Origin of the sequence: Anaeromyxobacter sp. SG66, from assembly GCF_022690805.1 — a bacterium.
GTDB lineage: Bacteria > Myxococcota > Myxococcia > Myxococcales > Anaeromyxobacteraceae > Anaeromyxobacter > Anaeromyxobacter soli.
In genome coordinates, this window is sequence record NZ_JALCZC010000004.1 from 46677 (window position 1) to 71979 (window position 25303).

General features: G+C 71.5%; 18 protein-coding genes and 1 tRNA gene. 12 read left to right on the forward strand and 7 right to left on the reverse strand.

Translation table 11 applies throughout. From position 1 onward, the window contains the following. Nucleotides 1-57: 57 nt before the first annotated feature. Complete coding sequence (locus MNZ39_RS02600; protein WP_242334039.1) at nt 58-2526, reverse strand: Rv1355c family protein; 2469 nt, start codon at nt 2524-2526, stop codon at nt 58-60. Nucleotides 2527-2621: 95 nt separating this feature from the next. Between MNZ39_RS02600 and MNZ39_RS02605 the strand changes: the two genes are divergently transcribed. Both MNZ39_RS02605 and MNZ39_RS02610 read left to right on the forward strand, forming a co-directional pair. Further along, nucleotides 2622-3347: a response regulator gene (locus MNZ39_RS02605; RefSeq protein ID WP_242334041.1), complete on the forward strand. Its 726-nt coding sequence runs from the start codon at nt 2622-2624 to the stop codon at nt 3345-3347. Between the two features lie 106 nt (nt 3348-3453). Next, nucleotides 3454-3660: a helix-turn-helix domain-containing protein gene (locus tag MNZ39_RS02610; RefSeq protein ID WP_242334044.1), complete on the forward strand. Its 207-nt coding sequence runs from the start codon at nt 3454-3456 to the stop codon at nt 3658-3660. A gap of 32 nt (nt 3661-3692) precedes the next feature. Here the strand turns inward: MNZ39_RS02610 and MNZ39_RS02615 are convergent, their stop codons facing one another. From MNZ39_RS02615 to MNZ39_RS02630, 4 genes are read right to left on the reverse strand one after another with little or no spacing between them, the layout of a single operon-like run. Further along, nucleotides 3693-4034 carry an STAS domain-containing protein gene (locus MNZ39_RS02615; protein ID WP_242334047.1) on the reverse strand — a complete coding sequence of 114 codons (342 nt, stop codon included), beginning with the start codon at nt 4032-4034 and terminating at the stop codon, nt 3693-3695. Beyond that, the gene (locus MNZ39_RS02620) at nt 4031-4570 is read right to left on the reverse strand and encodes a hypothetical protein (RefSeq protein ID WP_242334050.1); all 540 of its coding nucleotides are present in this window, start codon (nt 4568-4570) and stop codon (nt 4031-4033) included. Before MNZ39_RS02620 ends, MNZ39_RS02615 begins: the two co-directional genes overlap by 4 nt. After that, nucleotides 4567-5223 carry a hypothetical protein gene (locus MNZ39_RS02625; RefSeq protein ID WP_242334053.1) on the reverse strand — a complete coding sequence of 219 codons (657 nt, stop codon included), beginning with the start codon at nt 5221-5223 and terminating at the stop codon, nt 4567-4569. The genes MNZ39_RS02620 and MNZ39_RS02625 overlap by 4 nt, the downstream gene beginning before the upstream one ends. Then, the gene (locus MNZ39_RS02630; protein WP_242334056.1) at nt 5220-6614 is read right to left on the reverse strand and encodes a PP2C family protein-serine/threonine phosphatase; all 1395 of its coding nucleotides are present in this window, start codon (nt 6612-6614) and stop codon (nt 5220-5222) included. Before MNZ39_RS02630 ends, MNZ39_RS02625 begins: the two co-directional genes overlap by 4 nt. Nucleotides 6615-7120: 506 nt before the next feature. Here MNZ39_RS02630 and MNZ39_RS02635 point away from each other — a divergent pair. From MNZ39_RS02635 to MNZ39_RS02680, 10 genes are all read left to right on the forward strand, one after another. After that, nucleotides 7121-13105, forward strand: coding sequence for a CARDB domain-containing protein (locus tag MNZ39_RS02635; RefSeq protein WP_242334059.1), 5985 nt, complete (start codon nt 7121-7123; stop codon nt 13103-13105). A 193-nt stretch (nt 13106-13298) separates the two neighbouring features. Continuing rightward, the gene (locus MNZ39_RS02640) at nt 13299-13559 is read left to right on the forward strand and encodes a hypothetical protein (protein WP_242334062.1); all 261 of its coding nucleotides are present in this window, start codon (nt 13299-13301) and stop codon (nt 13557-13559) included. 146 nt (nt 13560-13705) lie between these two features. Further along, nucleotides 13706-15091 (forward strand): hypothetical protein, encoded by a 1386-nt coding sequence (locus MNZ39_RS02645; RefSeq protein WP_242334065.1) that lies wholly within the window; start codon nt 13706-13708, stop codon nt 15089-15091. Between the two features lie 340 nt (nt 15092-15431). Next, nucleotides 15432-16931 (forward strand): sigma-54-dependent Fis family transcriptional regulator, encoded by a 1500-nt coding sequence (locus tag MNZ39_RS02650; protein ID WP_242334068.1) that lies wholly within the window; start codon nt 15432-15434, stop codon nt 16929-16931. 255 nt (nt 16932-17186) lie between these two features. Further along, nucleotides 17187-17876, forward strand: coding sequence for a CoA transferase subunit A (locus MNZ39_RS02655; RefSeq protein ID WP_374112055.1), 690 nt, complete (start codon nt 17187-17189; stop codon nt 17874-17876). Nucleotides 17877-17889: 13 nt separating this feature from the next. Next, nucleotides 17890-18537, forward strand: coding sequence for a CoA transferase subunit B (locus tag MNZ39_RS02660; protein ID WP_242334074.1), 648 nt, complete (start codon nt 17890-17892; stop codon nt 18535-18537). Between the two features lie 47 nt (nt 18538-18584). Next, a complete protein-coding gene (locus MNZ39_RS02665) occupies nt 18585-19907 on the forward strand; it encodes an MFS transporter (RefSeq protein ID WP_242334076.1) in 1323 nt (440 codons plus the stop codon). Between the two features lie 11 nt (nt 19908-19918). Further along, nucleotides 19919-20701: a 3-hydroxybutyrate dehydrogenase gene (locus MNZ39_RS02670; RefSeq protein WP_242334079.1), complete on the forward strand. Its 783-nt coding sequence runs from the start codon at nt 19919-19921 to the stop codon at nt 20699-20701. 50 nt (nt 20702-20751) lie between these two features. Continuing rightward, a complete protein-coding gene (locus MNZ39_RS02675) occupies nt 20752-22002 on the forward strand; it encodes a hypothetical protein (protein WP_242334230.1) in 1251 nt (416 codons plus the stop codon). A 477-nt stretch (nt 22003-22479) separates the two neighbouring features. Then, nucleotides 22480-24342 (forward strand): serine hydrolase, encoded by a 1863-nt coding sequence (locus tag MNZ39_RS02680; protein ID WP_242334081.1) that lies wholly within the window; start codon nt 22480-22482, stop codon nt 24340-24342. 122 nt (nt 24343-24464) lie between these two features. Here the strand turns inward: MNZ39_RS02680 and MNZ39_RS02685 are convergent. Continuing rightward, nucleotides 24465-24537 (reverse strand) — tRNA-Phe (locus tag MNZ39_RS02685). 117 nt (nt 24538-24654) lie between these two features. After that, complete coding sequence (locus MNZ39_RS02690) at nt 24655-25032, reverse strand: hypothetical protein (protein WP_242334084.1); 378 nt, start codon at nt 25030-25032, stop codon at nt 24655-24657. Nucleotides 25033-25303 lie beyond the last annotated feature (271 nt).

A 25303-nucleotide genomic window follows, 5' to 3' on the forward strand; every position in this document is an offset into this window, starting at 1 on the left:
GCGCCGGGGCGACCTCGGAGACGGCGCTCGCGAGGCCACCGCGGCGGGCGCGAGGGCTCACCCCGCTCGCCGGCGCGTCGGAGCGTGGAGGGACGGTCCGGCCCGCAGCGGACCCGCCCGCGAGTCGGACGCGCGCGGATCGATTTCGAGCACCTCGGCGAGGGGACGGCGGAGCGCCCGCGCGGCGGGGGGTGGCGCGACGGCGAGGCGGAACAGCATCGGCTCTCCCCGGCCCGAGGCCTCCGGGAAGACCGAGGCGAGGCGACCCCGCAGCGCGCGCAGCGTGGCGACCTCCGGCGGCGCGAGGCCCTCGCCGTCGCCGAGCTCGAGCCGCGCGAAGAGGTACGTGAGCGGCGTCATGGGCTGGAACGCGAGCCCGAGGGCAGTCGCCTGGAGCCACACGCGCTGCATGGCGCGGCCGCCCGCGAAGTAGGCCTCGCGCGTGCGGCCCGCCACGGACACGAGCCCCGCGGCGCTCGCCGCCGCCATGGCCTTCGCCGCCGGCTTCTCGAGCGCGCGCCCCCCGCCGAGCCGGCCGACGAGCTCCATGGCGGGCCAGGAGGACATCACGCGGAGACCGGCCAGGTCCGCGCCGGAGAGCTCGAGCGTGGCGACGTCCAGCCCGTCGCCCCTGCGCACCTCGTCGGCGCTCCAGCGCAGCTCGCCCATCATCTCGCGGTGCATGGTGCGGGAGAGGAAGCGGAGCCGGTCCCCGCGCCCCAGCACCTCGCCGAGCTCGCTGAGCCGCTCCGAGTCCTCGACGAGGTGCAGCGCCGCGCCGGAGACGTCCGCCGCGGCGCGGAGGAGCAGGTCGCGCGCCTCCCGGGCGAGCGGCGCGCGCGGGCCGAGCTTCCGGTTCGTGGCGCGGTCCGGGATCGCCGCCGCGAGGGAGAGGACGCTCGCCGGGGCCGGCGCGCGCGAGGCCGCGAAGCGGAGGTCGCACACGAGCGCGGGCTCGCGCGGATCCGGGGCGAGGTCGACCGCCATGTCGAGCCCCATCGCCGCCGAGGCGAGCGCGATGTTCTCCACGGCGGCGCCGAAGGCGAGCCAGCTCGCGAGGTCGCGGTAATCGAGGAAGGACCGGGAGCGGGCGGCGTCGTGGAGGAGGCGGAGGCGCTTGCCGTCCCACGAGAACCGCCACGGCTGGCAGTTCCCGCCCGAGGGCGCGAGCGTGGCGAGCTCCACGAGCGCCCGGATTCGCTGCGTGTCGAGCGCCGCGCCCGCCCGGACCGCCGCCGGGGCGACGGCCGCGGCCGGGGGCGCCGCACGCGCCTCCTCGAGCGTCGCGGCCGGAGCGGGCACAGGCTCCGCCAGGAGGGGCTGCACCGCCCCCGCCCCGTCGCGCACGAGCTCGCCGAGGTCCACGTAGAACCGCCCCGACGACCTGAGCTCGCCGAGCGCGATCCGGCGGGCGGTGTCGGTGACGACCGCCGCGCCGAGCGACACGGCCGAGGCGAGCTGCGGCCAGGTCTTGAGCGTCGCCTTCACCTCGACGAGCGAGGCCGCGAGGCGCGGCGAGATGGACCGCTCGCCGAGGATGCGGAGCACGATCGGCACCTTCTCGGAGGTGTCGAGCCCGCGGAGCTCCTCGGCGTCGAGCGCGCCGACGAGGCCGTGGAGGATGGGACGCTCGGGCTCGAGGTCGAAGCGCTCGACGTCGAGGAGGCCGCGGTCGCTCGTCTCCATGAGCACGGGGATGCGCAGCGCCCGCGCCGCCTCCCGGACCCGCACCTTCACGTAGAGGTCGTCGCACTCCTCCACGAGGAGGTCGAGCGGACGCCCGTCGGGCCGGAGGAACCGGTCCATGTTCGCATCGGTGATCCCGTCCAGGAACGGCCACACGCGCAGGTACGGGTCGAGCTCGGCGATGGCGCGCGCGGTGAGGACCGCCTTCGGGACCCCGAGCTCGTGGACGCCCGCGCGCAGCCGGTTCAAGTTCGAGAGGCTGAGCCGGTCGTGGTCCGCGAGGTAGAGCTCCCCGCCGACCTGCTCCATGGCGAGGGCGATGGCGCTCGCGCTCCCCACCGACAGGCCGACGACCCCGAGCCGGACCGCGCGGAGCCGCTCCTGCTCCTCGGAGGAGATCTTGTTCCGGTTCCGGCTCGAGCGTAGCTCCCGGAACTCGGGCTCCGGGAGCACACGCACCACCCGCCTGGACCACGGGTAGAGGAACCAGGTGCCGTGGTACGCGAGCGGCAGCCCCTGGAGATGGGCGCCCATCCGCTCGGAGAGCGCCTCCGGCCCGAGCTCGAGCGCCGGCTCGCGCGTCTCGAGGAGCTCGACGAGCTGCTCGCGGAGGGTGTCGTGGACCGTGAGGCCTTCCTCCACCACGCGCGCGGCGAGCCGCAGGCGCGCCGCCGGGTCGCCGGCGGGGAACGCCTCCGGCCGCCAGGAGTCCGCCTCGGCGCCCGGGCGCAGGACCTCGTCCGGCTCGGGCGGCGGGCCTCCGGCGGCGGGCGCGGGGGGCGGGCGTCCTCGCAGTGAATGCACGCGGTCCAGAAGCTCGAACTGATGGTGGCTGGGCATGCGCTGTGCCTCCCGTTGGGTGTGCGAGCCAGTGTACGGCCGCGGCAGACGATTGGACGCCGTCACCGGGGACGGGACGTGGTAGACGAGGCGCGATGTGCGCGATCCGCAGGGATCTTCCCGACGCGTTCGACGACGTGCTCCTGCTCGTAGCCCCCGACGATGCGCACCGCCGCATGATCCGCGAGCGGCTCGCAGAGGTCAGGGGGAGCCCGCGACCGGGCCAGCCCGGCGCTCACCCGCGGTTCAAGCTCCTCACGGCCTCGAGCGGCGCCGAGTCGCTGAAGCGCGCTGCCGGAGCCACCATCGCCATGGTGAACCTCGAGCTGCCCAAGGGACCGGGGCTCGAGACGATCCGCGAGCTGCGCGAATCCCACGAGCGCCTCGCGATCCTGGCGTACGCGACGGCGGCGGGGGCCTCGGATGCCATGGCCGCCGTGATGGCGGGCGCGGACTTCTTCTTCGACTGCCACGACGAGTCGAGCGCCGCGCTCGGCCACGCCGTGGAGCTCGCGGTCGAGCGCCGGCGGCTCACGCACACGATCGAGCAGAACGAGGCGGACGTGGAGGAGGCGCGTGGCAGGTTGGCGCAGCTCGCGGGGGAGCTCGTCGGCACGATGCCCGGGCTGTGGCCGCTCCGCTCGCGCGAGGACGTCCTGCCGTTCCGCGAGGCCGCGCGCCGCTATCTGCTCGCCGCGACCCGCTTCTTCGCCCGCGACCCCCGCGGCCTCGCGAAGGCGCTCGGGGTCTCCTACTTCTCGCTGCGCCGCCTCCTCGCGCGGTACGACGTCCCGTTCCCCGCCGCGCGGTCCCGCAAGTAACGTACACGCACGGTCTGGTGAAGCCGCACGCTGAGTGGTAGTGTGGGATCGTGCCGTTCTCGCACCCCATGTTGCGGTTTCCGCAACTTCAACTCAGGAGCTCCTCATGCCGCGTCTCGCCGACAAGTTCGCCCTGAACCTCAAGAGCGAACGTCTCCGCCGCAAGCTCTCGCAGGAGGCCCTGGCCGGGAAGGCGCGGCTCTCGGTGTCCTACATCTCGATGCTCGAGCGCGGGCAGCGGACGCCGCCGCTCGAGACGCTCGAGAGCCTCGCCAAGGCCCTGGCCGTCTCGCCGACGTCGCTGCTCGAGTAGTCGACCGCTCGCGCGCGGGCGGCGCGACCGCTTCAGCGGTCGACGCGCATCACGAACTCGGGGAAGAGGGCCGTGAGCGAGCTCGCGAGCTTCTTCTGCCACGGGACCGCGGCGCTCCCGAAGAGCGTGACCTGACAGCGCTTCTCGCGCGCGAGCAGCAGCACGTCTGCGAGCGCGCGGATGCCGGAGCTGTTCAGGAACACCACCTGCGAGAGGTCGAGGGAGATCGCGGGGAGCTTCGTGAGCGAGGCGACGATGGGCTCGAACGCCCGCGCGTAGGCCTCGGGCGACTCGAGGCGCATCACCCCGCGCAGGAGCCAGGTCCCGGGCGACTGTCCCGCGTCCACCGAGTAGTCCGGGCGTGGCGCCTTCATCGCTGCTCCACCTCCGCCGCGCTCATGGCCACCCGCAGGCAGACCGTGGCTTTTCCTCCGGCGTCGGCGGGCTCCACGGTGGCCCCCACGGTCGCCCGGTAGTCTCGCGCGAGCAGCGCGAGGCCGAGGCCCCGCCGGTCCTGCAGCCGCTGCCGGAACACGGCGGTCGCGTCGTCGTGCGCGAGCTCCGGGAGCAGCTCCTTCAGGCTCGCGACGTGCTTGTCGCTCGCCTCGTTCCGGATCTCGAGGAGCACGACCTCGCCGTGATTGCGGATCGAGGCGCGCGCCGGCGTCCGCGCGTCGGCGCTGAACTTGGCGGCGTTCTCGACGAGCTCGTTCATGACGGTCGAGAGGACGCTGCGTGCCGTCTCGCGCCGCTCGAACCCGTACACCATGTAGTCGGCCATGAAGTCGGCGATCATGCCGCATCGTCTCCACTCGGTCACCAGGTCTATCGGCACCACCTCCATCTCGATGGCGCTGAGCGGCTGGGCGGGGGCCTCGTGGAACGCGCCGAGGACGGTGAGGTTGCTCATCGCTCGTCTCCCAGCCACGGGCCGAGCGCGTGCTCGCCCGGAATGCGCAGGTCGCGGAAGGCGGCCGGTACGTCGAGGTGCGGGATGACGAGGTAGCTGTCCATCGGGTTCCGCTCCGACCGGTAGTGTTCGTGGACCTTGTAGTGGGGAAACGGCTTCAGGTGTCGCGTGCGGATCCCGTGCCGCTCGACCAGGCGCTTCATCGATCGCACGACGCAGAAGGTGACGAGCGGCGGTCGCGGGGCGTCGAGCTCCACGAACGCCCGCGCGTGGGCGAACGCGATGAACAGCGGGCCGAGCCCCGAGTTGAGCAGCCGCGGGGCGATGACGAGCTTCGTCAGCTCGCGCCGCTCGGCGGGCTCGTACTCTCCGTCCACGCCCGCCTCGCGCAGCCGGGCGCGGACCTCGTCGTCGTCCACCAGCCCGAAGCGCTCGACGTAGGTGTTCCGCACGTACAGCCCGGACACGGCCGCGAGCTCGTCGCGGACGAACCCCATCAGGAAGCGGTGCGGCCAGGGCTCGATCTTCCGGTCGAGGTCGTAGGTGTCGCTCGAGAACACCACGCCGTAGCGGCGGTGGTACACCTCGCCCACGAGCTGCCTGCAGCGCAGCACGTCGGCGGAGCGCGCGGCGATCTCGAGCCTCAGCTTCACGCCAGCGCTCCCTCGGGGCGCGCGCGCAGCATGAAGAACGCCACGTCGTCGGCGTAGCGCCGGCCCGTGAAGTCGTCGAGCTGCTCCACCAGCCGCCGGCGAATCTCGGACAGCGGCTCGGCGCCGCACGCGGACAAGAGCTCACCCACGCGCTCGGCGCCGAACAGCCCGAGCTCGTGCTGGCCGAGGCGCGGCGCCTCGAACACCCCGTCGGTGGCGACGAACACCAGGTCTCCCGGCCCGAGCTCGAGGGTGGCGTCGCCGATGGTCTCGAGGGCCAGGTCCGGCGTGAAGCCGACGCCCAGCGGGAAGTGCTCGAGGGCGAGCGTCTGCACCTCGCGCGAGCGGGCGCGGTACACGAGCAGGTCCGCGTGACACCCGCTCACCACGAGCCGCCCGTCCCGGTCGTCGCGCCGCATCGCCACGATCGTCATGTAGCGGCGGTCCTCGAGCTGGGCGAGGTTCCGCCACAGCACCCGGTTCACGAGCTGGTTCAGCTCGCGGGGGGTGATCTCGGGGCGGGCCTCGATGATCGACGAGAGCGCGCTGTGGGCCATGAGCGCGAGCAGCCCCGCGTGGAAGCCGTGGCCGACGACGTCCGCCGCGAAGAACCACTCGCTGCTCCCCGTCTTGAAGTGCTGCAGGTAGTCCCCGCCGACCGAGTCGGCCTGCCGCATGTGGCAGGCGAACTCCAGGCGATCGAGCCGGGCGTCCGTGGGCGCGAGCCGCGCCTGGAGGGTGCGCGCGATCTCGAGCTGGGCGGCGAGGCGCGCCTGGCGCTTCGTGACCATCTCGAGCAGCGCCGCGGGCGCGCTGATCGAGATCGCGAAGATCACCAGGAACGCCAGGGTGAACCCGACCGGCGCGAGCGCCTCCCGCTCGCGCAGGAAGACGAAGTCGAGGTTGTGGACCGAGAAGAGGATGCAGGAGAGCGCGAGCGCGCGCCCCTGCGCGTGGAGCGTGGACCAGCGGTCGCGGAAGACCTTGAAGCCGACCGCCACGGTGGGCGCGGCGACCGCGAGCGCGGTGGGCGCCGAGACGAGGACGAACGATCCTCCCGCCGCCGCGACGAGGGCCGAGGCGGCGAGTCCCGCCGCCAGCAGCAGGACGAGCCTGCGCCACGGCACCGTCACCTCGGCCACCGCGGCGAGGAGCTGGGCGAACGCCGCGTTGTTGATGAAGACCGAGGCGAAGCCGATGGTGACGATGAGGTGGTTGTGGGTGAGCGCGCTCTGGAGCAGCGCCGACAGGATGACCGTCGCCCACGCGACGAAGAGCATCCGGAACAGCGCGTCGCGCGTGCTCCGCCACAGCGCCGCCGCGAACACGGCGTTGAGGAGGGCCGCTCCCGCCAGGAGGACGAGGAGGTTCTGCACGACTTCGGAGCGCATTCCGGACTCGCGCAGTATGCCTCACCGACGGCGAACGCGGCAGGGGCTCACGCCGGCTCTCGCCCGGCCCGGCGGCGAGGCAGGCGGACCGACCGCCGCGCGGCGGTCGCCACGCAGGCTCGGCAGGTTCCGGGCGGACGCGGCAGGGAGGCGTCGACTCGTGGTCCGCGCGCGCAGCGCGCTCGCGGCAGCACGCGCGATCCGCGCGAGAACTGCACTAACGGTCAAGACCGTGGAAGGAGCCCGCGCGTGCGACTCGCGCCGGGCAGCACGACCTCACGCTCGTGCGTCGTCTTCCCCCTGGCTGCGCGCCGATCGCAGTCGCCCGTAAAGGCTCTACACTCTTCGTCAACGCCTGATCGCCTGTCTCGTGCGGTGAAGTTTCGCGCCCTGACGAACGAACCCTCGCGGGCTGATCCCGAATTCGGGTGAGGCGCTCTCCGACCGAGTGGTCTGTCATCCGACCCCACTACAGCCATCCGAGCAGGCGCATGGAGGGGTACACGATGAGGCTACGCGTCGCGCTGTGTCTTTCGCTGCTGGCGGTCGTCTCCTGCGGTCGGCGAGCCGAGCCCGAGCGCTCCCAGGAGGTCACTCGCCCGGTGGAGGGGACCGTCCAGGTGAACGGCTATGCGCTGAACGTGCAGGGGAAGCCGCCCACGATCCCGGCCGAGCTCATGGCCGAGGAGGAGCGAGACCTCCCCGCCCTGGCCGGGCTGACGCTCGACCCCACCGCCGAGGTCGTCGAGGTCTCGGCCCCTGCCGCGGCGCAGGCTGCACGCGGCGATCGCCACGCGGCCGCCGCCGCGAAGCGGAGGAAGTGGATCGTCCAGTTCGACGGCCCCATCCACGAGGCCGACAAGGCGCGGCTCGCGGCCGCCGGGGCGCGGATCGGCGACTACCTCCCCGGGTTCGCCTTCGTCGTCTCGATGGACGACGACACGCGCGCGAGCGTCGCGAAGCTCTCCTTCGTCCGCGGCGTCGCGCGCTTCCAGCCGGCGTACAAGCTCTCCCGCGCGCTCAAGGACGAGCACGGCGCGGTCCGCAGCGACCTCGCGAAGACCCTGCGGCTCCGCGTGCGCGTCGACGCCGCCGACGGTCTGCCGGCCCTCCTGTCCGAGGTCCTGCGTCAGAAGGGGGCCGTGGTGCGGGTCGCCAGGGACGTCGCGCAGGTCGAGGTCCCGCCCGGCCTCATCGCCCGGCTCGCGCGGCTCGAGGAGGTCCTCTGGATCGAGGAGGCGCTGCCGGTGCAGCTCCTCAACGACACGTCGCGCTGGGTGATCCAGTCGTACGTCCCGGGCTCGACGCCGGTCTTCGGCGCCGGGCTCGACGGCGCGGGGCAGATCGTCGGCGTCGGCGACACCGGCCTCGACATGGACATGTGCTTCTTCCGCGACCCGAGCGGCGCAGCCGTCGGCCCGGGGCACCGCAAGGTCGTCGGCTACGTGGCGTGGGCTGACGCCTGGGACGGGAACTTCGGCCACGGCACGCACGTCTCCGGCACCGTCGCGGGCGACCAGGCGCCCATCACCGGGCTCACGACCGCGGGAGGGATGGCGCCTGGGGCCAGGCTCTTCATGACCGACCTCACGCCAGGCGAAGAGAACGCCATCTACGTTCCCGAGGACCTCGGCGAGCTCTACTCGCAGCCCTACGAGGCGGGCGCGCGCATCCACACGAACAGCTGGGGCTCCGGCGCGAACTGGTACGAGACGTACGCGTGGAGCACCGACCGGTTCATGTGGGAGCACAAGGACCTCCTCGTCCTCTTCGCGAACGGCAACGCCGGCCCCACGGATCTCCGCGTCGGCGCGCCGGCCACCGCGAAGAACGTCGTGAGCGTCGGCGCGACGGAGAACGGCGACCTCGCCGAGAACGTGGCCTACTTCTCGAGCAACGGGCCGGCCTGGGACGGGCGGCTCAAGCCGACGCTGACGGCGCCTGGCGTGGCCATCGTCTCGGCCGACTCGGACGGCCTCGCGAGCTCGAACAACTGCGGCACGGTCGCCTACAGCGGCACGTCGATGGCGACGCCCACCACGGCCGGCGCCGCGGCGCTCGTCCGTCAGTACTTCGTGGACGGCTACTGGCCCTCGGGGCTCGCGAGCCCCGCCGACGCGTTCCCGCCCTCCGCGGCGCTCGTCAAGGCGGTCCTCGTCAACAGCGCCCAGTCGATGAGCGGCCTCTACACGCGCGGCCCCATCCCCACCATCGCCCAGGGCTGGGGGCGCATCAACCTGTCGAACACCCTCCGCTTCGCGGGCGACTCGAAGTTCCTCGACGTCGACGACGTCCAGCCTGGGCTCGCGACGGGCGAGACCTTCACGAAGCAGTTCTTCGCGACCGGCGGGACCCCGCTCAAGGTGACGCTCGTCTGGACGGACTACCCCGGCGCGCAGTTCGCCGACGTCGAGCTCGTGAACGACCTCGATCTCGAGGTCGTCGGCCCGGACGGCGCGATCCTCGCCGGGAACGCCTTCGCCGGCGGGGCGTCCATCACGGGCGGGAGCCCCGACCGCCTCAACGTCGAGGAGCAGGTCTACCTGCCCGTCTCGCTCCGGGGCACGTACACGGTGCGGGTCAAGGGCTACAACGTCCCCTCCGGTCCCCAGCCGTTCGCGCTCGTCGTCACGGGCGCGGGCGCCATCACCTCCCAGGGCTTCATCGCGCTCGACCGGACGCGCTACGGCGCCGCCACGACCATCGAGATCAAGGTGGGTGACCGCGACCTGAACGTCCGGCCCGACGTGGCCGACGAGGCGTTCGTCAACGTCCGGAGCGACGCCGACCTCACCGGCGAGGTCGTGACGCTCGTCGAGACGGGGCCGAACACCTCGATCTTCTCGGGCACGCTGCCGACCGGGTACGCCCCAGGCGTCGCGGGGGACGGCGTCCTCGCCGTGACCGAGGGCGGGATCCTCACCGCCACCTACGCCGACGAGAACGACGGGCTCGGCGCGCCGGCGACCGTGACCGCCACCGCGTTCGGCGATCTCACCGCGCCCGCCATCTCCGCGGTCACGGTGGCCGCCCTCGATCAGGGGAGCGCGCGGATCGCCTGGTCGACGAGCGAGCCGTCCTCGGCGGCGGTCCTCTACGGAAAGACGCCCGCCCTCGGCGGAACGGTCTCGCTCCGCTGGCTCGCGAGCTCCCACGACGTGCCGCTGGGCGCGCTCGAGGAGGGCACGACCTACTTCTACGCGGCGCAGGCCACCGACGAGGCGGGGAACGTCTCCTTCGACGACGGCGGAGGTACGCCGCGCACGTTCACGACGCCGGTCCTGCCGCCCGTGCTCGGCGTCTTCTCCTCCATGGGTGAGGAGACGGAGGAGGCGGAGACGGTCGTCTTCGGCACCGCCGTCGATCCCTCGGGCGTGGCCTCGCTCACCGTGAACGGCGCGGCCGTTCCGGTCCGCGCCGCCGACGGCTACTTCGAGACCGCAGTCCCGCTCGCCCTGGGCGAGAACCCGATCACCGTGGTGGCCACCGACGGGCGCGGGCAGTCGGCCACGACCACGCTCGTGGTCCACCGGATCCCGCTGCCGGACCTCACCGTCACGTCCGTCACGGCGCCCGACGTGGCGGGCCTCGGCATGGGGTTCCCCGTCACCGCCCAGGTCTGCAACATCGGCCAGGGCGGGATCACCGCGGACTACTTCAGCGTCATCTGGTTCATCTCCGAGGACGACGTGCTCGGCCCCGGCGACGTCGCGCTCGGCTCGGCCAAGCGGGTCTACTCCCAGCTCGGCGGGTGCACCAACCTCGCGTACACGATCCGCGCGAGCTCGGAAAGCTTCCTCGGTCGCGGCTACCACGTGGGCGTGCTCGCGTTCGTCGACCAGAACGAGGCGCCCGGGGACAACAACTACAAGCTGGCGTCGAACCTGACCACGTTCGAGCCGGCCGACCTCACGGTGACGGCGATGTCCGCGCCAGCGCGCCTGGGGACCTCCACCCCGTTCTCGCTCACGACCACGGTCGCGAACCCGGGACGCGGCATCGCCATCAACGTCCTCGTGAACGTGTACCTGTCGACGGACGACACGATCACCACCGCCGACCGCATGCTGGGATGGCAGGAGGCCTATTCGCTCGACGGCGGCGCCTCCGCGACCGTGACCACCTCCCTGTCGCTCCCGAGCGATCTGCCCGCGGGCTCCTACCGCCTCGGCGGGATCGTCGACGTCGTCGGTTACGTCAAGGAGTCGAACGAGGACAACAACGTGTTCGTCGGCCCCCGCGTCGTCGTGGACGGCCCGGATCTCGAGGTCACGTCCGTGAGCGGCCCCGCGACGGTGCTCACCGGCGGGACCTTCACCGTGGAGGACACGGTCACCGCGCGCCCCACCGGCGGCGGCGCCGGGCGGTTCAAGGTCGGCCTGTACCTCTCCGACGATCCGATCGTCACCACCGCCGACTTGAAGCTCGGTGAGCGCACGATCCCCTCCCTCTCCTCCGGCGCCTCCTCCTCGGGGGCCACGGTGATCACCCTGCCCGTCACGTGGGCGGGCGGCACCTACTACGTCGGCGCCATCGCGGACGTGGCAAACGAGGTCCTGGAGCTCGACGAGGCGAACAACGCGGTCGCGGGTGGCGCGCTCACCGTGATCGGCCCCGATCTCGTGGCCACCTCCGTCTCCGCGCCCGCGTCCGGAGTCGTCGGCGAGACCCTCACCGTCCTCGACACGATCGCGGCGAGCGCCGCGGGCGGCGCGACGCCCCCGTTCGACGTGGGCTTCTACCTCTCCACCGACCCCGTGATCACGCCGTCGGACCTGCTCCTCGGCTGGCGCTCCGCCGCTGCGCTCGCGCCGGGCGCCTCGAGCTCCGCCTCCACGCCGGTCACCCTGCCGCTCGGGCTCGCGCCCGGCACGTACTACGTGGGCGTCATCGCCGATGACTTCACGTACTGCTACGAGGACTACCTGTACAACTCCTACTGCTACGGCGGCGACGTCGCGAAGGAGCCCGACGGGTCGAACAATGCCCGCGCGAGCGGGCCCATCGTCGTCGGCGGGACGGACCTCGTCCTCACCGAGGTGAGCGCGCCGGCCACCGCCGGCACGGGCCTGCCGCTCGTCGTCCACGACGCCGTCGCGGCGGTCGGCGGAGGGACGGGGGCGTTCAAGGTCGGCTACTACCTCTCGACGGACCCGATGATCACTACGGCGGATCGGTTCCTCGGCTACCGCGCGCTCGGCGGCCTCGCGCCGGGCGCCACGAGCAGCGCCGACACGAGCTTGACGGTCCCTGCGGGGCTCGCGCCGGGGACGTACTACGTGGGCGCCATCGCCGACTACGAGGGCCGCGTCGCGGAGGCGAGCGAGACGAACAACCCCCGCGCCGGCAACACCGTCTCCGTGGCCGGACCCGACCTCACCGTCTCCGCGCTGGCCGCGCCGCAGAGCGTCGGGACGGCGACCCCGTTCTCGGTCACGGCGACCGTCGCGAACCTCGGCTCTGGAGCGAGCCCCGCCACGATGGTGTCGATCTACCTCTCCACCGATCCCGTCATCACGACCTCCGACCTGCGGCTCGGCTACGGCACCTTCGCGATGCCGGCGCCGGGCGAGACGAGCACCGCGACGCTCACGGTGAGCGTCCCGAGCTCCGTCGCCCAGGCGACCTACTACCTCGGCGTCTTCCTCGACCCGTACGACCAGGTCAAGGAGGCGAGCGAGACGAATAACGCCTCCGCGGGCGCCGCCCTCACCCTCGACCGGCCCGATCTCGCGCCGACCGCGGTCTCGGGCCCGCCGGCCGCACTCACCGGCGAGACCATCACCGTGAGCTACACGCTCTCGGCGCTCCCGACCGGCGCGGGCGTGACGAGCCCGCCGCTCGGGATCTACCTGTCGAGCGACCTGTTCATCACGCCGCAGGACATCTCGGTCGGGACCGCGTACCCCGGCGACCTCGCGTCCGGCGCGTCGCGCTCGGGCACGGTCACGCTGACGATCCCGGCGGGCATCGCCGGCGGCACCTATCAGCTCGGCGCGTTCGCCGACCCGTACGGCACCACGCCCGAGAGCGACGAGGCGAACAACGGCCTCGCCGGCGGCACCATCGCGATCACCGGGCCCGACCTCGTGGCGACCGCGGTGTCCGGCCCGGCCTCCGCGTTGCGCGGGACCAGCATCCCGGTCTCGAACACGGTGGCCGCGAGCGCCTCGGGCGGCGCAGCTCCCGCGTTCCTCGTGGGCGTGTACCTCTCCTCCGATGCCACCATCACCGCGTCGGATCTGCTGCTCGGCTACCGCAGCGTCGCTGGCCTCCAGCCGGGCGCGAGCTCGTTTGACACCACCCTCGTGGCGATCCCGGCGACGGTGGCGCCGGGGACGTACTACCTCGGCGTCCTCGCGGACGACTTCACCGTCTGCGAGTTCAACTGGTCGACGGACGAGTACGAGTGCCAGGGCGACCAGGCGAAGGAGCCCGACGGGGCGAACAACGCCCTCGCGGGCGGGGCCATCGTGATCAGCGCGCCCTAGCGGCCTTCGCGGCCCCGGCCACGCCGCTGGCCGGGGCCACCGCTTTGCCATGAACGCGGCGACGGCCACGGCGTACCCAGGCCCGGAAAGCGCGAGGCCCCGCGGACTTTGCAGTCCACGGGGCCTCTGATGTTCGAGCGAGTTGGCCGAGGACCGGTGAGGGTCACGAGCGCCAACTCCAAGGCTTCCGGCCTTGACGAGCATTCTCAGCGGAACGGTCGCGCAGGCGGAGCGGTACGGGATCTCGGTCGGCGTGGAGCGCTTTGCACCGTTCCAGGTTCGCGGAGGCGTGTCCACCGCGCTGGAACGCGAGGCACGCTCTGACGAGCTGGCGCAATTCCCCGCACAGGAGGGTCGCTGCGGCACGTTGCCGCGGCGCGGCAAGCGAGGTGCGGTCTCGCAACTGCTTCCAGGAACCTGGAGCCGCGCCTCGCAGCGGGCTTCTGGCCCGTAGGTTCACAGGGCGCTTAGCGCGGCCGAAGACCTGGCCCGGTCGTTGCTCCTCATACGGTCCGCCGGGCTGGCGCCTCGGCCTTCGGCGTCACCCGGTCTGCACTCCCTCTCGCTGCCCCGTACGTCCGTCCACCCGGAGGTCGACCCGTGACACTGAAGCCGATCCTCGTTGCACTCTGCGTCTGCTTCGCCTCACTCGCCCAGGCGCAGGACACCAAGCCTGGCGCGGGCGAAGCCAAGGGCGCCGAGCAGCCCTCGCTCGTCGCCTCGTCCGCACCTCCGGCGGCACCCCCCGCGGCCGTCGCGCCCTCCAGTCCGCCAGCGGCGCCACCCTTCACGTTTGCACTCCACGGCTTCGTCTCTGCCTCCGGCTACCTGCAGGACGCGAATCTCGGGCTCAGCGAGGGGCAGCAGACGCTCTTCGTCTCCGGCGCGCAGCCGGCGACCGACAAGAACGCGCTGGGGTTCGACGTCCGCCAGTCGCGCTTCAACTTTTCCGTGAAGGGACCGAAGGTCTTCGCCGATGCGACGCCGCAGGCGGTCCTCGAGATCGACTTCTTCCAGGGCTTCGGCGCGGGCGGGTTCGGCAACGTCTCGGTCCTGAACCGGATGCGCCTCGCCTACTCCGAGCTGAACTGGGGCGATCACCGCATCGACGTCGGCCAGCTCAACGACCTCCTTTTCGCGATGGGCCCGACGTCGCTCTCGCACGTCGCATTCCCGCTCGGATACGCCACCGGCAACATCGGTTGGCGCCGCCCCGGCGTGTTCGGCTTTCACGCCTTCGGCGCTCCGGACATGAAGGTAGAGCTCGCATGGGAGGTCGGCCGCAGCCAGTGGAACGATGCGGCCACCGGGATCGGCGCCAACATCCCGAACACCCCGTACGGCGTGTCGCTCGGCGAGGCGTCCGGCCTTCCCGCTCTCGAGGCGCGCGTCACCGTCTCGCGCGGCACCGCGCTCAGCGCGTTCGTGGCGGGGCACTGGAATCGCGTCGACCTGACGGGCGCTGGCACCGACGGCGCCGGGAGCGTCGCAGACAGGATTGATGTCGTCGCCGGCAACCTCGGGGCGAAGGGGTCGTTCGGCCCGCTGAGCCTCGCCGCGAGCGGCTACTACGGCAAGAACACCGGACCGGTGCTCGGAAACCTCGTACAGTTCCAGTCTGGCGGCGCGATCGGAACCCCCGGCGCGCCTGGAGCGACGCCCGCGGCGGGCACGCTGAACGACGTGTACTCGTGGGGCGGATGGGGCCAGGCAGGCTACAACCTCACGAAGCAGCTCTCGGTCTGGGGCTTCTACGGCCTGCAGCGGCTCGACGAGGAGCAGGCGAAGAAGGCCCAGTTCAAGCTCCTGCGGAACCAGACGACGGACCTCATGCTCCAGTACCGCGACGGCGCCTACGCGGTCGCTTTCGAGTGGCTCGCCTTCCGCACGAAGAACGCGAGCTACGCCGGGACTCCGGCCGCGTTCACGGGAGACGCCAACCTCGAGGGGAACCAGCTCATCGCCACGGCGAGCTACGTCTTCTAGCTTCGCCGCGTCCCGGCGACGCCGTGGACGAGCTCCGCTGCCTCGCGGCAGCTGGGCTCGTCGCTCCGCGCCGTGTGCGCGGCCGTGAAGGCGGTGGCCATCGGCGTGGGCACCGCCTCCCGGTCCGCCGCCGAGCGCGCGCTCTCTGACCTGGTCACGAGGCGGACGTGAAATCGAAACTTCCCCTGCGAGTGGTTCGATCGCGGCGCCAGGCGGCCTCGACTGGTCCTGCAGCCGAAGGCCGGTCGAGTCGAGAGCCCGCCGGGCTCGCCGTATCGCGCCGCGGGAACGTGGATGAGCCCCTCGCGTCCGGAAGCTCGGACTGCCGTACAATGCCGCGATGAGGATCCGGCGCGGAGGGTTCACTCACCGGCTGCTGAATCGTCTCGCCGCGCGCGTCGTCTCCTCGGAGCGCGCCCACGCGATGCTCGAGGAGGCCCTCGGCCATGCCTACGAGGGGCTCCTCATCACCGACGTGGACGGCATCATTCTCAAGACGAACGAGGCGTACGCCAGGTTCCTCGGCCTGCGTCAGGACGAGATGATCGGCCGTCACGTCACCGAGGTGGTCGAGAACACCCGGATGCACATCGTCGCCAAGACCGGGGTCCCCGAGATCGCGCAGCTGCAGAAGATCCGAGGACACGAGATGATCTGCCACCGGATCCCGATCTTCGAGGGCGGAAGGATCGTCGCGGTCGTGGGCAAGGTCATGTTCCGCGACGTCGACGACCTCTTCACCATGACGGGCCGGTTCGCGGCGCTGAAGAAAGAGCTGGAGTTCTACAAGAACGAGCTGCACCGCCGCGGTGGCGCGAAGTACTCCTTCTCGCAGATCGTGGGGACGAGCGCGGCGCTCGAGCGCGCGAAGGCGCTCGCCCGCAAGGTGGCGCGGAGCGACACGACCGTGCTGCTCAAGGGCGAGAGCGGCACCGGGAAGGAGCTGTTCGCGCACGCCATCCACCTCGAGAGCGGGCGGGCGCTCGGTCCGTTCGTGAAGGTGAACTGCGCCGCCATCCCGGAGTCGCTCTTCGAGTCCGAGCTGTTCGGCTACAAGGCGGGCTCCTTCACTGGCGCGCAGCGCGGCGGCAAGAAGGGCAAGTTCGCGCTCGCAGACAAGGGCACCCTCCTGCTCGACGAGGTGAGCGAGCTGCCCCTCGCGATGCAGGTCAAGCTGCTGCGTGTCCTCCAGGAGCGCGAGATCGAGCCCGTGGGGGCCGTCGAGCCGGAGCCGATCGACGTCCGCATCGTCGCAGCCACGAACAAGGACCTCGAGGCGCTCATCGCCGAGGGGGCGTTCCGGCAAGACCTGTACTATCGCCTCAACGTCCTGAAGCTCGAGATCCCACCGCTTCATGAACGGAGAGAGGACATTCCGCTCCTCGTCGAGGCGCTCCTCCGCGGCCTGGAGAAGGAGACCGGCATCCCAGTCGACGGCGTCGACGCCGAGGCTGCATCCTCGCTCCAGGCGTATCGGTGGCCGGGGAACGTCCGGGAGCTGCGCAACGCCTTGGAGCAGGCGCTCTACGTGAAGGGTGGGCGCGCGATCTCCAGGGCCGACCTGCCCAGGGCGGTCGCGGGCGAGCGCGCCGGCGATCTCGACGACGGGTGCGCCACGCTCAAGATTCTCCTGCGGCGCACCGAGCAGGACGCGATCCGGCGCGCGCTGCAGGAAGCCGAGGGCGACAAGCTCGCGGCCGCGGCGCGCCTCGGCATCAGCAAGTCGTCGCTCTACGCCAAGATCGAGCAGTACGGCATCACCCAAGCCGCGGACCGGGCTCCCGCCCTTCCAGGTTCGCGGAGCGACGTCCACGGCCCTGGAACGCGCCGCACGCGCTGAGACGCGGACGCGATTCTCCGCACAGAGGGTCCCAATCAGGGCGCTGCCGCGCTGCGGCAGGCGGGGTCGGCTCGCGCACCCGGTTCCAGGAACCTGGAGCGGCGCCACGCGCCCGGCGAGACGGTCCGTCGATTCATCCGGCTCTTAGCGCAGTCCCGCACCTGGCCCGTTCGTTGCTCCACATACGGTGAGCGTGCTGGCACTCGGCCGACGGCGTCGGACGAGGCAGCCGGCCTCAGCTGACCGGAGAGAGCGATGACGGTGTGCGACTCAATCGACACGGCACTGGCAGGGATCGAGGACGGCGCGACGATCCTGGCCGGCGGGTTCGGGATCGTCGGGATCCCCGAGCGGCTCATCGAAGGGCTGCGCGACAAGGGCGTCCGCGAGCTCACCGTCATCTCGAACAACTGCGGCGTGGACGACTGGGGACTCGGGCTGCTCCTCCGCAACCGGCAGATCCGGAAGATGGTCGCGTCGTACGTCGGCGAGAACAAGGAGTTCGAGCGGCAGCTGCTCGCACGCGACATCGAGGTCGAGCTCGTCCCCCAAGGCACGCTCGCCGAGCGCATCCGCGCGGGGGGCGCGGGGATCCCCGCGTTCTACACGCCCGCGGGCGTCGGCACGCCGCTCGAGGAGGGGCGCGAGGTGCGGGTGTTCGATGGAAGGCCCTACCTCCTCGAACGCGGTCTCACGGCCGACTTCGCGCTCGTGAAGGCGTGGCGCGCCGATCGGCTGGGGAACCTCGTCTACCGGCGCACCGCCAGGAACTTCAACCCCGTGATGGCGACGGCGGGGCGCGTGACGGTGGCGGAGGTGGAAGAGGTCGTCGACGTGGGCGGGTTCGACCCGGACCAGGTGCACACGCCGAGCGTGTACGTGCATCGCGTCCTCGCCGCCGGAGAGGTCGAGAAGCGCATCGAACGCAGGACGGTTCGGGCCTAGGAGGCGGGCGATCATGGGATGGACGAGAGAGCAGCTCGCGCAGCGGGCCGCGCAGGAGATCCAGGACGGCTACTACGTGAACCTGGGCATCGGCATGCCGACGCTCGTCGCGAACTTCATTCCCCCGGGGAAGCGCGTGGTCCTGCAGTCGGAGAACGGGCTGCTCGGGATCGGTCCCTACCCACGGGAGGAGGAGCTCGATCCTGACCTCATCAACGCCGGGAAGGAGACGATCACCGTCATCCCAGGCGCCTCGGTGTTCAGCAGCGCGGAGTCGTTCGCCATGATCCGGGGCGGGCACATCGACCTCGCCATCCTCGGCGCGATGGAGGTCTCGGCGACGGGCGACCTCGCCAACTGGACGATCCCGGGGAAGCTGGTGAAGGGCATGGGCGGCGCCATGGACCTCGTCCACGGAGCGAAGCGCATCGTCGTCCTGATGGAGCACGTGAACAAGCAGGGGCAGCCGAAGATCCTGAACCGCTGCTCGCTCCCCCTCACCGGGAAGGCTGTCGTGCATCGGATCATCAGCGATCGCGCCGTCATCGACGTGACGCCCCGCGGGCTCGTCCTCGTCGAGGTCGCACCCGGCTTCACTCCGCGCGACGTGTGCGCGTGCACCGAACCGCCTCTTCTGCTCGCGCCACAGTTCCGCAGCTGACGTCGTCGCCTCTTCGAAGCACCCCCACCGCAGCCGGAGGCATGTCCATGGCCATTCCCGCCCTGTCCTCGGTCGACCAGCAGCAGCCACAGCCGGGCTACCGCGAGAGCGTCAAGGTGGCGCTCGCGAGCCTCATCGGAACGTCGATCGAGTGGTACGACTTCTTCCTGTACGGCACCGCCGCCGCGCTGGTCTTCAACAAACTGTTCTTCCCCACCTTCGATCCGCTCGTCGGGACGATCGCGGCGTTCGCCACGTTCGCGGTCGGCTTCATCGCGAGGCCGATCGGCGGCATCGTCTTCGGCCACTACGGCGACCGCATCGGGCGCAAGAACATGCTGTACCTGACGCTCCTCATCATGGGGACCGCGACGGCCATCATCGGCCTGCTCCCGACCTACGCCACGATCGGCATCTGGGCCCCTGTCCTCCTCGTCACCATGCGTCTCGCCCAGGGCTTCGGACTCGGCGGGGAGTGGGGCGGCGCGGTCCTCATGGCGGTCGAGCACGCACCCGCGAACCGGCGCGGGTTCTATGGATCGTGGCCGCAGATCGGCGCGTACATCGGCCTGCTCCTCTCGACGCTGGTGTTCCGCTACGTCTCGAAGCTGCCCGAGGAAGTCTTTCTGTCCTGGGCCTGGCGCGTGCCCTTCCTCCTGAGCTTCCTGCTCGTGGGCGTCGGCCTCTGGATCCGGATGAAGGTCTCCGAGTCCCCGGTGTTCGAGAAGGTGAAGCAGCAGAAGCACGAGTCCCGACTGCCCATCGTCGAGGTGCTGAAGAAGCACCCGAAGAACATGCTGCTCGCCGCAGGCGCGCGGTTCGCCGAGAACGGCCTCTTCTACATCTTCACGACCTTCGCGCTCACCTACGTGGCGACGCAGCTCAAGATGGATCGGGTCATCGCCCTGAACGGCCTCCTCGTCGCTTCGTTCGTGAACATCTTCCTCGGCCCGCTGTGGGGCGCGCTCTCCGACCGGATCGGCCGCCGCCCGGTCTACATCTGGGGCGCCGTCGCGTGCGGACTGCTCGCGTTCCCGTTCTTCTGGATGCTCGGGACGAAGCAGCCTGCCCTCATCTGGCTCGCCATCGCGCTGCCGCTGGGCCTCGGCCATGCGGCGATGTACGGCCCACAGGCGAGCTTCTTCTCCGAGCTCTTCTCGGCGCGGCTGCGCTACAGCGGCGCGTCGCTGGGCTACCAGCTCGCCTCCGTGTTCGCAGGCGGCCTCTCGCCCCTCATCGCCACGGGGCTGCTCGCGTGGGCGGACGGCAAGCCATGGCCGATCGCGGTCTACATGATCGTGCTCGTCGTGATCACGGTGATCTCGGTCGCGCTTGCCGCGGAGACGCACCGGAACACGATCGAGGAGTGAGGGAGGATCGCATGCTCATCGGGAAGACCGCCCTCGTCACCGGCTCCACGTCCGGCATCGGCCTCGGGATCGCCCGCGCGCTCGCAGGACAGGGCTGCAACGTCATGCTGAACGGCTTCGGCGACCCGGCCGTGATCGAGCGCACGCGGGCGGCGCTCGAGGCCGAGAACGCGGTGAAGGTGCGGTACGACGACGCGGATCTCACCCTGCCCGCGCGCGCCGCGCGGCTGGTCGAGGCGACGATCGACCAGCTCGGCGGGGTCGACGTCCTCGTCAACAACGCGGGGATCCAGCACACCGCGCCGGTGGACGAGTTCCCACCGGACAAGTGGGACGCCATCCTGGCGACGAACCTGTCCGCCGCCTTCCACACCACCCGGCTCGCGCTGCCGCACATGAAGCGCCGCGGCTGGGGGCGCATCGTCAACACCGCCTCCGTGCACGGCCTCGTCGGCTCGGTGCACAAGGCGGCGTACGTCGCGGCGAAGCACGGCCTCGTCGGGTTCACCAAGGTCGTCGCGCTGGAGACGGCCGGCTCCGGGATCACCTGCAACGCTTTCGGCCCGGGCTGGACGCGGACCGAGATCGTGGAGCCGCAGATCGCGGCACGCGCCCAGACGCTCGGGGTCGACCTCGAGGAGGCCGCGCGAAACCTGCTCGCGGAGAAGCAGCCTACGCAGCAGTTCGTCACCGTCGATCAGCTCGGCGCGGTCGTGGTGTTCCTGTGCTCCGATGCCGCCGCGCAGATCACCGGCGTGACCCTGCCCGTGGACGGCGGCTGGACCGCGCAGTAGCAGAGCCACTCCACCCACCGCGAACATCCGAGGGAGGCGACTTGAGCCAGGTGAGCATCGTCGGAGCCTACAACTCGAAGTTCGGCGCCCTCGTCCGGAAGGACCGGGAGACGGGAAAGGTCTCCGACCTGAGGTCGATCCACGACCTCCTGGTCGAGGCGGGCAAGGGAGCGCTCTCGGACGCGGGGGTGGAAGGCCGCGAGGTCGATGGCGTGTGGGTCGGCTCCTGCGCGCCGGGGATCTTCGCGAACCAGGAGCACCTCGCCGCGTACGCGACCGAGATCGATCCTCAGGGGCTCCGCTTCAAGTCGATGACCCGCTGCGAGGACGCCTGCGCGTCGGGCTCCGTCGCGCTGTATGACGCGCTCTACGCGATCGAGTCGGGGCGGGCGAAGGTCGCGCTCGTGATCGGCGCCGAGAAGATGAACCTCCTCGACACGAAGGGCGTGACGCACGCGCTCGCGACGTGCTCGTACTGGCCCGAGGAGGGCGCGAAGGGCGTGACCTTCCCGGAGCTGTTCGCGAGCTTCGCGAAGGGCTACCAGGCCCGGCACGGCATCGACGAGGCGGTCCTCGCGCGCATGTTCGCGACGGTCGCCGCGCTCGGCTATCGCAACGGCGTGGACAACCCGCTCGCGCACTTCGGCAGGGGCGGGCCGAGCGACAAGCTCGGTCTCTTCACGGCCGACGCCATCATGGCCCTGCCACCCGAGAAGAACCCCGTCATCGCGGCTCCGCTGCGGCTGCACGACTGCTCGCTCGTCACCGACGGGGCGGCCGCGGTCGTGCTCATGAGGACCGGCGACGCGAGGCGCGCAGGGAAGGTGGCGGTCGAGATCATGGGCATCGGGCACGTGAACGAACGCCTGCCATTGTCGTCGCGAGCGGGACTGCACGAGCTGGAGGCCGGCAAGGAAGCGGCTCGTCGCGCGTTCTCCGAGGCGCAGGTCCAGGTCTCCGACGTGGACCTCGTCGAGGTGCACGACTGCTTCAGCATCGCCCAGCTCCTCACGACCGAGGCGCTCGGGCTATCTCGCGACGGCCGCGCTGGTTTTGATTACCTCGAGGGCCGCTTCACGCGCGACGATCGATGCGCGGTGAACCTCTCCGGTGGCCTCAAGGCGAAGGGGCATCCGGTGGGCGCGACGGGCGTCTCCATGCACGCGCTCCTGTTCAAGCAGCTCGTCGGTCGACCCATCGGCGCGACCCCCACGTGGAAGAAGCCGGAGATCGGGGTCTCGTTCAACATCGGTGGATCGGGTGTTACCAACTGCGTGAGCGTCCTCGGAAGAGCGGCTTGACGTAGCGGCCCCCTGCGGACGCGTCGACCACCCGAGGTGCCGCCGCGGCGCTGCCGCGCGAGGGTTCTTGAACACTGTGGCCGCGAGCGCCGCAGGCGGTGCAGCTCCCGCGTTCCTCGTGGGCGTGTACCTCTCGTCCGATGCCACCATCACCGCGTCGGATAGTCCTGCCGGAGCACCACGCTCGAGACGTCGTTCGGGCGCGGGGTGCCCACGGCGTGCGCCCCCGGAAGCGTGTTGTCGTCGCGCTCTTCGCATGAAAGCCTGCGACTCATGGTGCGGGGACCCTCTCCGCGCCTTTTCGCTGCGGGGGGTCCATTGCGCGCTCTCGCCGGTCTGCTGGTCCTTGTCGCCGTTCCCTCGCTCGCTCACTCGTCGGCACCGCAGAAGCCGCCGCCGGCGTCCATCGCGCCGACCGACGGCGCGCCGGCCGCGCGCGCCCCCCAGCGCCTCTCCAGTGACGGGCCGAAGACGACCGTGGGCGGCAACCCGTTCCTGGCGCCTGCCGGCTGGTCGCTCTCGGTACGCGGTCCGGCGACCATCCTCGAAGCCCCGGAGGGCGACTCGTGGCTGGCGCTGGTGGACGTCCCGGCCCTGGACGCGGACGCCGCGGTCGCGGCCGCCTGGAAAGCGTACAGGCCCGGCGCGCGGTGGCCGCTCAAGGTGGCGACCGATCTTCCCGACAAGGACGGTTGGTCGAGGCGCCGCGACTTCGCCTACCAGACGTCGCCGAACGAGCGCCGGGACGTGTTCGCGAGCGCCCGGTTCTCTGCGGGCGGCTGGACGGTGGTGATCGGCGACCTCTCACAGCCGGTCGCCGAGAAGCGGCGCGGGCAGGTCGTCTTGGTGCTCGGGCGGCTCCTGCCGAAGGGCTATGCCCGCGAGAGCTTCGCGGGGAAGAAGGCCGCACCCATCGACGCCCCACGCATGGCCGAGCTCCGGCGCTTCGTGGAGCGCGCCATGCGGGCGATGAAGGTGCCGGGGGTGGGGCTCGGCATCGTGCAAGGCGGTAAGGTCGTCTTCGCCGGCGGCCTCGGCGTCCGCAAGCTGGGCGACACGTCGCCGGTCGACGGCGACACCCTCTTCATGATCGCCTCGAACACGAAGGCGCTCACCACGCTGCTCCTCGCGAAGGAGGTGGACGAGAAGCGGCTCACCTGGACGACACCGGTCACGTCGGTGCTCCCCGGCTTCGCGCTGGGCGACGCTGACACGACACATCGGGTGCTGATCAGGCACCTCGTCTGCGCCTGCACCGGGATGCCCCGGCAGGACATGGAGTGGCTCCTCGAGTTCGGCGACCTCACACCCCGTAAGGCCCTCGCGGAGCTCGCCACCATGCAGCCCACCAGCCGCTTCGGCGAGCTGTTCCAGTATTCGAACCCCCTGGCGGCTGCGGCCGGGTTCACGGCGGGACACGTCCTTTTCCCGGGCATGGAGCTCGGTGCGGCCTACGACCGGGCCATGCAGGAGCAGGTCTTCGGGCCGCTCGGGATGACCGCCACGACGTTCGATTTCCGGCGCGCGCTGGCCGCGGCCCACGCCGACGCGCACGCGCCGGACGTGGACGGGAAGCCCGCGCTGGCGGTCATGGACGTCAACCGGTCGATCATCCCGCTTCGCCCGGCCGGCGCTGCCTGGAGCAGCGTGCGCGACCTCCTGCGCTACGTGCAGATGGAGCTCGACGAGGGGACGCTGCCGGGCGGCGCGCCCTACGTCGGGAAGGGTCCGCTCCTCGACCGGCGGACGCCGCAGGTGACGATCGGGAAGGACGTGACCTACGGGATGGGGCTCGCGGTGGACACCACCTACGGCGTCCCGGTGGTGCACCACGGGGGCGACATGATTGGCTACCACAGCGACATGATCTGGCTGCCCGGGCAGGCGGTGGGCGCGGTGATCCTGACCAACGGCGATCCCGGTTGGGCGCTCCGGGACGTGTTCCGCCGCAAGCTCCTGGAAGTGCTCTTCGACGGCAGACCCGAGGCCGACGCTCAGGCGACGGCCGCGGCGAAGACGTTCTTCGACGAGCTCGCCGCCGAGCGGAAGCTCCTCACCGTCCCCGCCGACGCGGCGGAGAGTGCCCGGCTCGCCCCGCGCTACGCGAGCACGGCGCTCGGGAGCATCGCGGTGAGCCGCAGCGGCGCCGCCACCGTCTTCGACTTCGGCGAGTGGCGGAGCGAGGTGGCCTCGCGCCGGAATCCGGACGGCACCATCTCGTTCCTGACGATCGCCCCCGGAGTGCAGGGGCTCGAGTTCGTGGTCGGACGGGGCGCCGGCGGGAAACGAGCGCTCACGGTGCGTGACGCGCAGCACGAGTACCCGTTCATGGAGGACTAGCGGTCGCGTGAGGGCTCGGAGGTCCCGCGGGCCAGCCAGTGGACCGCGCGCCGCCCCCGAAAACCAGAAGGCCCACCAGACCTCGCGGTCTGATGGGCCAGATGTTCGAGCGAAGATGAGTGTGCCTGGGGGCGGAATCGAACCACCGACACGGGGATTTTCAGTCCCCTGCTCTACCGACTGAGCTACCCAGGCGAACGGTCCGCGACGAGCCGGGGGGCCCACCGCGGGGAGCGTTCTACGATCGACCGGGGCCGGAAGGCAAATCGAAAACGCGGCCGCCGCCGGAGGGCCTGAGACGGCGGCGCGCGCCTACTCGGAGCGATCGGCTCGGGCGGCGGGCGACGGCTCGTCCAGCGGCCCGCCGCGCGCGGCGACCCGCGAGTTGTGCAGCGACGAGCGCGCCTGGCGCAGCGCGGGCGGCGGCGGCGCCATCCGCCGGGCGATGTCCTCGGCGTGCTGCTCGAGCGAGGCGCAGGCGATGGCCGTCACGCCCTCGTGCCGCTCGCGCATCTCCCGCCAGAAGCGGACCCGCGCCTGGTTCACCACGAGCCGGTCCTCGAGGTGATCGAAGGTCGCCTCGAGCTCCCGGCGCTCGGCGGCGAGCCGCGCGCGGTGGACCTCGAGCTCCCTCGACGGCCCGCAGGCGCCCGCGAGGGCGACGGCGGCGAGAAGCGCGAGCGTTCTCAAGCGGACCTCCCTCCAAGGGCCACCGGGCGTCGCGCCTCGGTCCGCAGGAACGTCTCCATGTCGGCGCCGGACCACATCCTCCGCGCGAGACGGCCCCGGGTGTGAGCCACGGGCGGAAGCCCGCTTCGCCGCGGCGGAAAAACCGCACGGGCCGTGCCGGGCGGGTCCCTCCCGGTTGGAGCGCGCCCCGGAATCGACGAGGCCCGCGCCGGGCGCGCACGGGCGCGACCGGGGGAACCATTCGTTTGGCGTGAAACGAACGAAGCGGCTG

Bases quoted from the DNA above. Each gene is read 5' to 3' on its own strand.
- MNZ39_RS02600 (WP_242334039.1), bottom strand. From the start codon at position 2,526: ATGCCCAGCCACCATCAGTTCGAGCTTCTGGACCGCGTGCATTCACTG.
- MNZ39_RS02605 (WP_242334041.1), top strand. From the start codon at position 2,622: ATGTGCGCGATCCGCAGGGATCTTCCCGACGCGTTCGACGACGTGCTC.
- MNZ39_RS02610 (WP_242334044.1), top strand. From the start codon at position 3,454: ATGCCGCGTCTCGCCGACAAGTTCGCCCTGAACCTCAAGAGCGAACGT.
- MNZ39_RS02615 (WP_242334047.1), bottom strand. From the start codon at position 4,034: ATGAAGGCGCCACGCCCGGACTACTCGGTGGACGCGGGACAGTCGCCC.
- MNZ39_RS02620 (WP_242334050.1), bottom strand. From the start codon at position 4,570: ATGAGCAACCTCACCGTCCTCGGCGCGTTCCACGAGGCCCCCGCCCAG.
- MNZ39_RS02630 (WP_242334056.1), bottom strand. From the start codon at position 6,614: ATGCGCTCCGAAGTCGTGCAGAACCTCCTCGTCCTCCTGGCGGGAGCG.
- MNZ39_RS02635 (WP_242334059.1), top strand. From the start codon at position 7,121: ATGAGGCTACGCGTCGCGCTGTGTCTTTCGCTGCTGGCGGTCGTCTCC.
- MNZ39_RS02650 (WP_242334068.1), top strand. From the start codon at position 15,432: ATGAGGATCCGGCGCGGAGGGTTCACTCACCGGCTGCTGAATCGTCTC.
- MNZ39_RS02655 (WP_374112055.1), top strand. From the start codon at position 17,187: ATGACGGTGTGCGACTCAATCGACACGGCACTGGCAGGGATCGAGGAC.
- MNZ39_RS02660 (WP_242334074.1), top strand. From the start codon at position 17,890: ATGGGATGGACGAGAGAGCAGCTCGCGCAGCGGGCCGCGCAGGAGATC.
- MNZ39_RS02665 (WP_242334076.1), top strand. From the start codon at position 18,585: ATGGCCATTCCCGCCCTGTCCTCGGTCGACCAGCAGCAGCCACAGCCG.
- MNZ39_RS02670 (WP_242334079.1), top strand. From the start codon at position 19,919: ATGCTCATCGGGAAGACCGCCCTCGTCACCGGCTCCACGTCCGGCATC.